The 12,276-nt window shown below is 39.6% G+C and carries 10 protein-coding genes; 6 read left to right on the forward strand and 4 right to left on the reverse strand.

The window, feature by feature from the left end:
- Window position 1: 1 nt before the first annotated feature.
- Entirely contained in the window at window positions 2–202 is a 201-nt protein-coding gene (locus tag JI665_RS02870; RefSeq protein ID WP_206836014.1) for a YlaI family protein, read from the reverse strand.
- 237 nt (window positions 203–439) lie between these two features.
- Between JI665_RS02870 and JI665_RS02875 the strand changes: the two genes are divergently transcribed.
- Window positions 440–895 carry a pyridoxamine 5'-phosphate oxidase family protein gene (locus JI665_RS02875; RefSeq protein ID WP_206836016.1) on the forward strand — a complete coding sequence of 152 codons (456 nt, stop codon included), beginning with the start codon at window positions 440–442 and terminating at the stop codon, window positions 893–895.
- Window positions 896–983: 88 nt separating this feature from the next.
- On the opposite strand, the gene JI665_RS02880 is transcribed toward JI665_RS02875, so the two are convergent.
- Window positions 984–1,589, reverse strand: coding sequence for a YhcN/YlaJ family sporulation lipoprotein (locus JI665_RS02880; RefSeq protein WP_206836019.1), 606 nt, complete (start codon window positions 1,587–1,589; stop codon window positions 984–986).
- Window positions 1,590–1,930: 341 nt separating this feature from the next.
- Between JI665_RS02880 and JI665_RS02885 the strand changes: the two genes are divergently transcribed.
- Window positions 1,931–3,259: a PhoH family protein gene (locus JI665_RS02885; protein ID WP_206836020.1), complete on the forward strand. Its 1,329-nt coding sequence runs from the start codon at window positions 1,931–1,933 to the stop codon at window positions 3,257–3,259.
- Between the two features lie 95 nt (window positions 3,260–3,354).
- On the opposite strand, the gene JI665_RS02890 is transcribed toward JI665_RS02885, so the two are convergent.
- On the reverse strand, window positions 3,355–3,852 hold the full coding sequence (locus JI665_RS02890; protein ID WP_206836022.1) for a peptidyl-prolyl cis-trans isomerase: 498 nt from the start codon (window positions 3,850–3,852) through the stop codon (window positions 3,355–3,357).
- Window positions 3,853–4,124: 272 nt separating this feature from the next.
- Here JI665_RS02890 and JI665_RS02895 point away from each other — a divergent pair, with 272 nt between their 5' ends.
- The 3 genes from JI665_RS02895 to pyc all read left to right on the forward strand — a co-directional run bounded on the left by JI665_RS02895 (window position 4,125) and on the right by pyc (window position 9,488).
- Window positions 4,125–4,406: a YlaN family protein gene (locus tag JI665_RS02895; protein WP_206836024.1), complete on the forward strand. Its 282-nt coding sequence runs from the start codon at window positions 4,125–4,127 to the stop codon at window positions 4,404–4,406.
- A gap of 258 nt (window positions 4,407–4,664) precedes the next feature.
- On the forward strand, window positions 4,665–5,867 hold the full coding sequence (locus JI665_RS02900; protein WP_206836026.1) for an FtsW/RodA/SpoVE family cell cycle protein: 1,203 nt from the start codon (window positions 4,665–4,667) through the stop codon (window positions 5,865–5,867).
- Between the two features lie 180 nt (window positions 5,868–6,047).
- Entirely contained in the window at window positions 6,048–9,488 is a 3,441-nt protein-coding gene (pyc, locus tag JI665_RS02905) for a pyruvate carboxylase (RefSeq protein ID WP_206836028.1), read from the forward strand.
- A gap of 150 nt (window positions 9,489–9,638) precedes the next feature.
- Here pyc and JI665_RS02910 read toward each other — a convergent pair whose 3' ends face one another.
- Window positions 9,639–10,616, reverse strand: a complete 978-nt coding sequence (locus JI665_RS02910; protein ID WP_206836032.1) for a COX15/CtaA family protein — start codon at window positions 10,614–10,616, stop codon at window positions 9,639–9,641.
- Window positions 10,617–11,263: 647 nt separating this feature from the next.
- Between JI665_RS02910 and cyoE the strand changes: the two genes are divergently transcribed.
- Window positions 11,264–12,202: a heme o synthase gene (gene cyoE / locus JI665_RS02915; RefSeq protein WP_244671068.1), complete on the forward strand. Its 939-nt coding sequence runs from the start codon at window positions 11,264–11,266 to the stop codon at window positions 12,200–12,202.
- Window positions 12,203–12,276 lie beyond the last annotated feature (74 nt).

Consider the following 12,276-nt stretch of genomic DNA (forward strand, 5'->3'; position numbering starts at 1 on the left):
TTTACCATTCTTCCTCCTGGACTTGGCTTCGATAGAGCTTAAAGTTTCCGGTATCTGCTCTTTTCTGAGTATTTTCGGTAATTCTTGTTTCGCATGGTTTGCACATATATGTGTGAATAGGGCGGTTTCGAAGCCGTTTAGCCTGTAAGGACTCGTTTTCAATTGATTCGATTTTATCACAAAGTACACATTTTACTCGCATAGGACACCTCATATTGTTTTAGCTGTAGTTAATACCATTATAGTATAAGTTAAGGATTGATTCGAATGCTTTGCGGCAAATTACAATTTTTTTGGGTCAGGCCGTATCGGGTTTATTGTGTTAGTTCATATTAGTATAGAAAGAGCCAAGGCTCTAACAGACTTGAGGTAAAGGATGTTATTGGTTGAAAGAAAAGCGTTATCATACTATGATTAAATTATTAAGGGAGGGAAAAGAATGGCAAATCAGGTAGAACCCAAATTAATTAAACCATTATATGACGAACTGCAGAAGGAACGTTTTGTTACTCTTGCCACTATTGACTTTGAAACCGGCGGACCAAACGTTAATGCGATTTCATGGGTTTTGGCAAAAAATGAGGAAACATTGTATTTTGCTGTCGATAACCGTTCCAGGATTGTTCAAAACATAAATAGCAATAACATGGTTGTGCTGAATATTATTGCGAATGAATCTACATACTCCATCGCTGGTGAAGCTTCGGTTAAGGCAGAAAAGATGGACGGAGTACCTCTTAAGCTTGCACTTATGGAAATCACTGTGAAAGAAGTCCGTGATGTCATGTTTTACGGATCTAAAATCACTGTGGAACCGCAATATGACAAAACATATGATAAAGACGCAGCAGCCCGTTTGGACAAACAGGTTATGGAAGCGATGAAAAAAGCTTAGTTCCCTCGGGAACTAAGTTTTTTTTGGCTAAAAAAGGGGCAGGCACCTATGCCACTTAGTTAAAATGGTATAGGTGCCTGCAACCCTTTTATTTATGATAATTCGAGTGTTTTTCCTGTTTTTGTTCGAGCTGTTTTTCCTGATTATTGTCGAGTTTTTTCTTTGGATCTTCAGTTGCGTTTTTCTCATTTTTCTTTTTTGGATCAACTAAATCGGCAGGAACTTCAGGCATAAGCCGGCCAGCGATATCTGCCAGTTCATTCATGATTCCTTGCAAGGGTTCGCCGTTTTGAATGTCTTCAGCTATTTCCCGCAGCCTTGCGTTAATATCCGGATCAGCCACTACAATTGCTCTTGCACCATGAGGATCATTTTTGAGGCTTTCGGCAACTGAATATTTAATTGTTCCAACCTCAGAACGGTCGAGGTTTTTGTTCACATCTACTCCGACTATAGCAAAACGTCCAAGGACAACAGCAGTCGCATCATTTACATTAGGAACTCTGGTAGCCAAATTGACAAGATGCCTGGAAACTTGCTGTCCAGTTTCCCTGTCAACTTCCTGTATTGTACTATTTTTAACATTTATGGTGTTGGCATTTTGCTGTTCCTGATGGTCCAGCGCCTGATTGCCGTTCATACCGCACCCTGATAATAGCAATCCTGTCATGCATATCAGCAGCCATTTATTCATATTTGACACCTCCGGGCGATCAAAATTTCCCTGAAATTGAAAGTGGACACTTGAATTTTCAGGTTCAGGAATAATGAGATTCTTTAATGTTATTGTGCAAAATTTCTTCTATCTTTATTCGGCATTACATATATTTTTACCAAGATAGATTTGTCCACTTCATAAGAAAGCTTTATTCCTGATTAATCAACATCTTTAAAAGAATGAATAATATAAAACAACAGGAGAATATTCCATCAAGATTGAAGGTGATTCTTTCATGAAGCTGCAAATCCGCATGCAGGGGACCCCGCTTTTGTAATTTGCTTTAAAAAGACACAAGAGGAGCAGGAGGCATCATATTGAGTAAAATTTACGTATTAGATACCAATGTCTTGTTGCAGGATCCTAATTCCATATTTTCATTTGAAGAAAATGAAGTAGTCATCCCGGCTGTAGTTCTAGAAGAAGTTGATTCTAAGAAAAGGTATATGGATGAAATTGGGAGGAACGCAAGGCAAGTATCCCGGCTGATTGACAGCATGAGGGAGACGGGTAAGCTGCATGAGAAAATACCTCTTGAAAATGGCGGAAGCCTGCGAATTGAGTTAAATCATAGATCATTTCATGAACTTCAAGAGATTTTTGTTGAAAAAACAAATGATAATCGGATTTTGGCAGTTGCAAAAAACTTATCACTTGAGGAAGAGACAAAAGAAAATGGACGAACGGTTATTCTTGTAAGCAAAGATGCCCTTGTCAGAGTTAAAGCGGATGCTATCGGGCTAATTTCAGAAGACTTCTTAAGTGACCGTGTGGTCGAAAATGATCATTTATATCCTGGATTTCTGGAAGTCTATATCAGTCTCGATATTATGAACCGCTTTTATGAAAAAAGTGAACTGCCGCTATCAGAAATTGCAAACCATCCTTTCTACCCGAATCAGTTTCTGGTGATGAAAGATGCGCTGGGTTCATCTTCGTCTGCACTTGGTATTGTGGACAAAAGTGGGAAGAAAGTGAAAAAGCTCATTTTTGACCATGATCATATTTGGGGGATTAAGCCCAGAAACGTCCAGCAGACAATGGCTCTCGAGCTATTGCTGAGAAATGATCTGCCGCTTGTTACGCTTATCGGGAAGGCGGGGACTGGAAAAACTCTTCTGGCGCTGGCATCCGGCTTAATGCAGACAGAAGATTATGGGCAGTACAAAAAATTGCTGGTGGCTCGCCCCATTGTGCCGGTAGGAAAAGATTTGGGATTCCTTCCCGGAGAAAAAGAGGAGAAGTTAAGGCCATGGATGCAGCCAATTTTTGATAATTTGGAGTACCTGTTTAATGTCAAAAAGCCAGGTGAATTGGATGCGATATTGGCAGGTATGGGCTCTATTGAGGTTGAAGCTCTGACATATATTAGGGGCAGAAGCATACCAGATCAATTTATTATTATAGATGAAGCACAGAACCTGACGAAGCATGAAGTAAAAACCATTTTAACCAGGGTTGGTGAAGGAAGTAAAATTGTCCTGATGGGAGATCCTGAGCAAATTGATCATCCATACCTGGATGCTTATAACAACGGTCTCACCTATGTCGTGGAAAGGTTCAAAGATCAGGTTATCTCAGGCCATGTCAAGCTTGTTAAGGGTGAGAGATCAGGCCTTGCCCAGCTTGCGGCTGACCTATTATAGCCAGCCTGGAAGAGACTGCGAAATCTGCAGTCTTTATGCCGGGGAGGTCTATTATCTTTAAATAAAAAAGGGCGATGCACAATCGCCCTCTCCGGTCATTCCACTCTAAATCCCTTCACTCTTTTTATGGGGGAGCTTTGATTGCTTCCATCCCCATAATAGACATGAACTGGTCCATCTTCTTTTAAAGGTTTACCATCCTGTGAAAACCCCAATATTAATTCCTCGGCTTGAGATAGAGTTAAACGGGCCTCCCCATCTTCGCTTTCGATGATAACGATTTCTGCATTGTCGTTAGGTTCTGCATTCTTTAGGAATGGTTTAAAAGGTATGCCGAATGTGCCTGTAAGAACCTTTTCTTTTTCAAATTTCTTTTCTGTTTTAAGTGTTGGAGGAAATACTGCACCTTCCATGATTTCTCTATCCCAATGCTTTGAGACTGCTTTGGTATATTCCTCAAGTTCATTTTTCCTGATATATTCCTGATTAAAGTATGTTGTTAAATCGATTCTCCTATCATCGAATATCCAGACTCCTGGATCTAAGGTGATTTGGTATTTAACGTTTCCTTTAAAGGCAATTATATTCTCCATTTTGAACCTCCTGGCAGTTCTATGTATGCTTTAAGTATGTATGTTTAAGTATACAGATTTTTAAACTGCTTGTCAGTCGTTCAATTGGTAAAGGCGATATTAATGAACAGGACGAATCCTGGAGTGTGGCTGATGACATGCCATATTAGCGGTGTTCTGCTGAAAAACCAGAATCATTTCTCTTCGGAATCCCTTATTATCCTTGCTTTTTTCCAAGCTTAAGTATAAAATTTATAGATAGGATAATCGCTCGGAAATGGAGGGATTGAAAGTTGGCTTCTGACATGATTATTGATCACAAAGAAAAAGCAAATGCTCTATTAAAGGCGGATGCTGCTAAAATATTAAAATTAATTAAGGTGCAAATGGATAACCTTACTATGCCTCAATGTCCTCTATATGAGGAGGTTCTTGATACCCAGATGTTTGGTTTATCCAGAGAAATAGATTTTGCTGTCCGTCTTGGATTAATTGAAGAGGCTGAAGGCAAGGCTATTTTAGATGAATTGGAAAGGGAGCTATCCATTCTCCACGAAGCCTCAGTAAAAAAATAAAAAAAAACTCAAACATCTTTTAAAGATTGTTTGAGTTTTTTTATAACTGGATGAACTTTTAAAAGAATTGAAATAGTATATCTATAAGAAAAGAATAGTCCTATTTGTATAACTTAATTTTAAATTAGTATGACATAATTATAGAATTTTTTTCTTTGCTGTGTTACAGTTAAATTAACTTTTCTTTTCTTCAAAGCAGGATATTCAATACTATAGTAGAATAAGTAATAAACTTAGAAGATAAGGGAAGAGGGCTGGATGTTTAAAAAAATATTAAAATCATATGATTATACCCTGATTATTGCAGTAGCCCTGTTATCTGTTTTTGGACTCATTATGGTTTTCAGTGCAAGCATGGTAACAGCTGTTCAGATCTATGGTCAGGAAAGCGACTTTTTTTATAATAAGCAAAAAATGCATTTAATTATCTCAGCAATTGTTTTTATTATTGTCGCTCTATTTCCTTACAAAGCTATGCAAAGCAATAAATTTCTTGTTCCGATGGTGTTCATTTCGTTATTCGGCCTGATTGCGCTATTTATCTTTGGAAAAGTAGCCGGAGGGGCGATGAGCTGGTTTGAAATCGGGAGCAGAAGCCTTCAGCCTGCAGAATTTGTCAAGCTTTCAGTTATCATATATTTAGCAGCTGTCTATGCAAAAAAGCAGCCCTATATTAATGAGTTTAATAAAGGGGTTCTTCCCCCGCTTGCATATCTGATTCTAGCCGCTTTGCTTGTTGCAGTTCAGCCAGACTTTGGTTCCGCGATGATTATTTTTCTGGTAGCTGCTGCCGTAATTTTTACATCAGGCATGAATTTCAAAAACATTTTTAGACTTGGACTATTCGGAGTATTGTTAGCTGCGCCTTTTATCCTTCTTCTAAAAGATAAGATTTTTGCACCTTATCGAATGGGAAGGGTTGAAGCTTTTAGAGATCCTTTTGGTTCCGAATTCGGGTATCAGCTTTCGAATTCCTATATTGCCCTTGGTGCAGGCGGATTAAAAGGGCTGGGCCTTGGTGAAAGTATACAAAAGCTTGGTTATCTTCCTGAAGCTCATACAGACTTCATAATGGCTGTAATCGCAGAAGAGCTTGGGGCATTTGGAGTAGGTTTTGTGATATTGCTTCTCGGGTATATTGTCCTGAGGGGAATCTTTATCAGTTTAAAGTGTAAAGATGCTTTTGGCAGCTTATTGGCTATTGGCATATCCGCGATGATAGGAATTCAGGCATTCATCAACCTTGCAGGGATTTCCGGTGTTATGCCGCTGACTGGTGTCACACTTCCTTTTATCAGCTATGGAGGTTCATCTCTGCTTCAGCTTTCGATTGCTATGGGGATTTTAGTAAATGTCTCAATGTTTGTGAATTATGAACAAAAATACAAAAATAAAGATGAGCAGACAAAACCGGAATCCATGGAACTGGCTTCCGAAAAATCATTTTCCATTCGTAAATAAGCACAGAAAATTTTTCAGTGCTTTATTTATACATCAATCAGCAGAAGCTGATTACATAATTGCTTCCATCAGGGAGCAGCCAATCAAGGTAATATAGGCCGGCTAGCGGGAAACCCACCCGGCCTCAACTTGAATTTGGCAGAATATTGCCAAAAAATACATAAAGACGGGGTGTTTTGATTGAGCCGAAGAATTAACAAGGTATTAGTAGCCAACAGAGGAGAAATTGCCATTCGTGTGTTCCGTGCCTGCACAGAGCTGGATATCCGGACGGTAGCCATCTATTCTAAAGAGGACTCCGGATCCTATCACCGCTATAAAGCAGATGAGGCTTACCTGGTAGGAGAGGGAAAAAAACCGATTGATGCCTATCTTGATATTGAAGGAATTATTGACATTGCGAAAAGCAGTGATGTCGATGCCATTCATCCAGGATACGGATTTCTGTCTGAAAATATAGAATTCGCAAAACGCTGCGAGGAAGAGGGCATCATATTTATCGGTCCTGCATCTAAGCATCTGGACATGTTTGGAGATAAAGTTAAAGCAAGAACGCAAGCACAGCTTGCTGAAATTCCGGTTATTCCAGGCAGTGACGGCCCTGCAGAAAGTCTGGATGAAGTGATTAGCTTTGGCAAAAATCATGGATTCCCGATTATCATAAAAGCTTCACTTGGCGGTGGCGGAAGAGGCATGCGCATCGTAAGGAGCCTGGAAGAAGTAAAGGAATCATATGAGCGTGCAAAGTCGGAAGCTAAAGCTGCTTTTGGCAATGATGAAGTTTATGTTGAAAGATTCATAGAAAGGCCAAAACATATAGAGGTTCAAATCATTGGTGACCATGAAGGAAATATTATCCACCTATATGAAAGAGATTGTTCAGTCCAGAGGCGTCACCAAAAGGTTGTAGAAGTAGCACCTTGCGTATCCCTTTCTGAAAAATTAAGAGATGATATATGTCAGGCTGCTGTCAATCTTATGAAGAATGTAGACTATATTAATGCAGGAACTGTGGAATTTCTGGTATCAGGTGATCAGTTTTATTTCATTGAAGTAAATCCGCGCGTGCAAGTTGAGCATACGATCACCGAAATGGTAACAGGAGTTGATATTGTACAAACACAAATTTTAGTAGCTGAAGGATATGCGCTGCACAGCAAAGAAGTGGGTGTTCCTGAACAGGAAAATATTCATATTCATGGATTTGCCATTCAATCACGTGTTACAACAGAAGATCCTTTAAATAACTTCATGCCTGATACTGGCCGGTTAATGGCTTACAGATCGGGCGGCGGTTTCGGTGTGCGGCTTGATGCGGGGAACGGTTTCCAGGGGGCAGTGATTACACCTTATTATGATTCACTGCTTGTTAAACTCTCAACACATGCTATGACTTTCCAGCAGGCAGCATCAAAAATGGTGAGGAACCTGCAGGAGTTCCGTATCAGGGGCATTAAAACAAATATTCCTTTCCTTGAGAATGTAGTAAAACACGAGAAATTCTTAAGAGGAGAATATGATACATCATTTATTGATGAAACTCCTGAACTATTCCTGTTCCCGAAAAGGAAAGACCGCGGAACGAAGATGCTTAATTATATCGGGAATGTAACTGTTAATGGATTCCCGGGAATTGAAAAGAAAAAACGTCCGGTATTTGATGAGCCGCGGGTGCCAAAATTAAAATACAGCACAGATTACCAGGACGGGACAAAACAAATTTTAGATAATCAGGGTCCTGAAGGACTAGTTAAATGGATTAAAGAGCAAAAAGAAGTTTTAATTACTGATACAACCTTCCGTGACGCCCATCAATCATTGCTGGCGACTAGAGTAAGGACAAATGACCTGAAGCATATCGCAGAACCGACAGCAAAATTGCTTCCTGATATGTTTTCCTTTGAAATGTGGGGCGGTGCAACTTTTGATGTAGCATATAGATTCCTGAAAGAAGATCCTTGGGAAAGGCTGCTGACATTGCGCGAAAAAATGCCAAATGTTTTATTTCAGATGCTTCTTCGTGCTTCAAATGCAGTGGGATATAAAAACTATCCGGATAATGTAATAAGAGAGTTTGTTGAAAAATCAGCCTATGCTGGCATTGATGTCTTCCGGATTTTCGATAGCCTTAACTGGGTTAAAGGGATGGAAGTTGCAATTGATGCTGTCCGCCAGACAGGAAAAATTGCAGAAGCCTCCATGTGCTATACAGGTGATATTTTGGATCCTGCCAGAACAAAGTACAATCTTAAATACTATAAAGACCTGGCAAAAGAGTTAGAGAATCAGGGAGCCCATATACTGGCAATCAAAGATATGGCTGGTTTATTAAAGCCGCAATCAGCCTACACCCTTATTTCTGAATTGAAAGAGACTGTTGACATTCCGATTCATCTTCATACTCATGATACGAGCGGAAATGGAATTTTCACATATGCAAAGGCTATTGAAGCAGGGGTGGATATTGTGGATACGGCCCTAAGCACAATGGCAGGCTTAACATCCCAGCCAAGTGCTAATTCTTTATATTACGCACTCCAGGGGAATGAAAGACAGCCAAAAATTAATATTCAGGCGCTTGAGCAGTTATCATACTATTGGGAAGATGTGCGCAAATACTACCAGGACTTCGAAAGCGGTATGAAGGCTCCTCATTCAGAAGTCTATCAGCATGAGATGCCTGGCGGACAATACAGTAATCTTCAGCAGCAGGCTAAAGCTGTTGGCCTTGGAGAGAAGTGGGATGAAGTTAAGGACATGTATTCCCGTGTGAATCAAATGTTTGGTGATATTGTTAAAGTTACACCTTCTTCCAAGGTAGTTGGTGATATGGCGTTATTTATGGTCCAGAATCAGCTGACAGAGCAGGATGTTTTGAATAAAGGCAAATCTATGGATTTTCCTGACTCAGTTGTAGAATTGTTTGAAGGCTACTTAGGACAGCCATATGGAGGATTCCCGGCAGAACTGCAAAAGGTCATATTGAAAGACAGGGAGCCAATCACTGTCCGCCCGGGAGAACTTCTTGAAGATGCGGACTTTGATGCCTTAAAAGAAAAACTCTTTAAAGAATTGGGCAGGCAGGTTACAAGCTTTGATGCGATTGCCTATGCACTTTATCCAAAAGTATTTATGGACTATATTAAGACCTGTGAACAATTTGGTGATATTTCTGTTCTTGACACCCCAACATTTCTATATGGTTTAAGACTGGGTGAGGAAGTGGAAATTGAAATTGAGACAGGTAAAACGTTAATCGTAAAATTAGTTTCTATTGGCCAGCCTCAGGCTGATGGCACAAGAATTGTGTATTTTGAGCTAAATGGCCAACCTCGTGAAGTAAGCATAAAAGATGAAAGTATTAAAGCAACTGTAGCCTCCAAAGCAAAAGCTGATCCGCATAATGAAAGTCATATTGCTGCCAGCATGCCGGGAACTGTAATCAAGGTGCTTGCAGAAAAAGGTGAAAAAGTCGAAAAAGGCGATCACTTAATGATTACAGAAGCCATGAAAATGGAAACAACTGTACAGGCGCCATTCTCTGGAACAGTTAAAGATATCTATGTCTCGAACGGTGAAGCAATTCAAACTGGAGACTTATTGCTGGAGCTCTCAAAATAAAGTGAAACTTCAAATGGGAGGGCTTTTCCCCCACGTATCCTCCATTATTGATTCCACTCTGTCATGAAGTGGGGGGGTACTGCCCGTTAGACTGCGATAAATAAAACAAAAGAGCTTCGGCGATTGCCGAAGCTCTTTTGTTTTATGCAATTATGGAATGGAAGTAACGGTCGGGATAGGAGATTCATCATTTTTCTCTTTTTCCCTGACAGCTGAAACAGCAAGCTCATTCTTCCTGCTCCGTGAGGACAGAAGGATAAAATAGCTTAATAGCCCAAATAAGCAGGAAATAAAGAAGGCGTGGGCAAGAGCTATATACAAGTTAAGTCGGGTTAATACAACTAATGCACCAGCAGCAACCTGAAGCGTTACTAAGATAAATGAAATGATCCAGCCCCAATAAACGACTTTCTGTTCCTTGTAATGCTTAATTGCAAGAAAAGTAATGAAACCGATCCATATGAAAATTAATCCGGCAGCAGCCCGGTGGCCCATTTGCACCCATTCATACATATTTTCCGGAAGAGCGAAAGAACCGTTAAAGCAAAGCGGCCAGTCACGGCAGACTAGACTTGCATTAACATGGCGCACAAGCGCGCCAGTGTATACTACGGCATAGCTGTATATAGAAACTCCAATAATATGTTTCCTCATTCTTTTATCAATAATGAGCTTCTCGGCCTCGAATTTCTTATCTACTTCAAAAATAAGCAAAGTCAAAAGCAGTACTGCTGCAAAAGATATTAAAGAAATCCCGAAATGAAGGGCAAGTACAAAATCAGATTGCCCCCACACTACTGCGGCCGCTCCGATTAAAGCCTGGAGGACAAGGAAGAAGAACGAAGTGAGTGATAAAAACTTTGTTTCCCTTATATGTCCCAATTTTCTCCATGTCCAAATCGATAATATCAGGACCATAAAACCAACTGAGCCTGAAACAAGTCTGTGCGCCAGTTCGATAATCAATTCAGGAGTAATGTCGCTTGGAACAAATTCACCATTGCAAAGCGGCCAGGATTTCCCGCATCCCATTCCGGATTCAGTTTTAGTTACCAGGGCACCGCCGAGCAAAATTAAAAGCATGCCGATAGTTGTAAGAACGGCAAACCATTTTAAAGATCGTTGCAAAGCCTTTCACCTTCTTTAAATATTCTATGTCTATCAATGGGAAAACGATTTAATTACTAAGTATTTGTCCGTTATCTATCTTATCAAAGATTCTATAAAAAGCCATATAGTAATGTGCGTCATTTTACTTTTTCGATAGTACAGGAATAAAGCTTTTTTTACAACAGTAATAAAATTAATAAAGTTAATTATAGTAAAAAAGGTTGAAACTTGTAATGGAGTTTGCTAGAAATATAAAGGGGGTATAAAATGGTAAACCCCTGTCGCGGAAAGTATCACAAAATACATAAAAGTGAGTATATTTTTTCTTCCTTAGTTTTCTGAAGCAGTATTATTATCTCAAAAAAGCAACCATTCTTTAAGTGAATTTAATTTTTGACACAAATTAGTCATAAATTATTCTAAAAAAATTCACAAAAGAGTTTTAAAGTGTGATTTAATATACAGAGAAATGGTTTAGTTTCATTTAGATAATAAACAGTTTGAATACATTATTAATGGTAGAAAACTATTAGGATTATTATTATTCATCAAGGGTTTACCCCTCGTTTTTTATCGCGAACATAGCTTTGCAGGCATTTATGCTTTATAGTAAGTGTAGTGAAAAGATGCTATTGTCTGCGATAAGAGATAAAGGAGGAAAAGATATGTCTAACTCACGGGCTTTGAGTGATGCTGCTATTGAGGACAGTGAGCGAAGCCTTCAAAAAGATATACCTGAGACTACAGTTTGGAAGGATTTCCTTGCCCTTATCAAAATCGGCATTGTAAACTCCAATCTGATTACAACCTTCACCGGTCTTTGGCTTGCACTGCATTTTTCCGGAAAGGGATTTTTCAATAATCTTGATCTGGTTCTTTATACAGTCATTGGCTCCTCATTGATTATTGCAGGCTCGTGCAGCTTAAATAATTATATTGACCGCGACATTGATCCATTAATGGAAAGAACAAAAGGGAGGCCAACTGTTACTGGGAAAGTAAACCCGGGCAAGGTTGCACTTTTGAGCTTTCTGCTTATTGGCCTTGGTACGGCCTTTTTAATGTTTACAACAGCAGCAGCAGCTGCAATTGGATTAATTGGCGTTTTCAGTTATGTTGTTTTATATACAATGTGGACGAAACGCAGATTTGTATCCAATACGATTGTAGGCAGCATTTCAGGAGCGGTTCCCCCGCTGATCGGGTGGGCAGCTGCCGATGGCAATCTCGACCCAATGGCTTGGGTGCTGTTCGCTATCGTTTTTATCTGGCAGCCTCCTCATTTTTACGCTTTAGCAATGAGAAGGGTGGAAGAATACCGGGCTGCGGGAGTTCCCATGCTTCCAGTTGTAAAAGGGTTTAAAACTACCAAAAGGCATATTTACATTTGGGTTGCAGCATTATTGCCGCTGCCATTTCTTATGCCATCGCTTGGATTGTCTTTTTTAATCCTTGCCACAGTTTTGAACATTGGATGGTTATTGACGGGATTATATGCAAGGAAATTTAACAATGATATAAAATGGGCTACATTAATGTTTGTATACTCCCTGCAATATCTGACCATCATGTTTGTAGCTATGGTGATCATCACACTTATCTAACTTAGTTAGGAAATTCTTTCTTTCGCTAGTAACGAGAGAGGATTTATCCATATTTTTTGATCAAACAATTCAAA

It is taken from the genome of Bacillus sp. NTK034, from assembly GCF_017303275.1.
Lineage (GTDB): Bacteria > Bacillota > Bacilli > Bacillales > Cytobacillaceae > Cytobacillus.

What these genes read in the sequence shown, in the direction of transcription:
- JI665_RS02870 (WP_206836014.1), bottom strand. Translation starts at nt 202, where the DNA reads ATGCGAGTAAAATGTGTACTTTGTGATAAAATCGAATCAATTGAAAAC.
- JI665_RS02875 (WP_206836016.1), top strand. Translation starts at nt 440, where the DNA reads ATGGCAAATCAGGTAGAACCCAAATTAATTAAACCATTATATGACGAA.
- JI665_RS02880 (WP_206836019.1), bottom strand. Translation starts at nt 1,589, where the DNA reads ATGAATAAATGGCTGCTGATATGCATGACAGGATTGCTATTATCAGGG.
- JI665_RS02890 (WP_206836022.1), bottom strand. Translation starts at nt 3,852, where the DNA reads ATGGAGAATATAATTGCCTTTAAAGGAAACGTTAAATACCAAATCACC.
- JI665_RS02900 (WP_206836026.1), top strand. Translation starts at nt 4,665, where the DNA reads ATGTTTAAAAAAATATTAAAATCATATGATTATACCCTGATTATTGCA.
- cyoE (WP_244671068.1), top strand. Translation starts at nt 11,264, where the DNA reads ATGTCTAACTCACGGGCTTTGAGTGATGCTGCTATTGAGGACAGTGAG.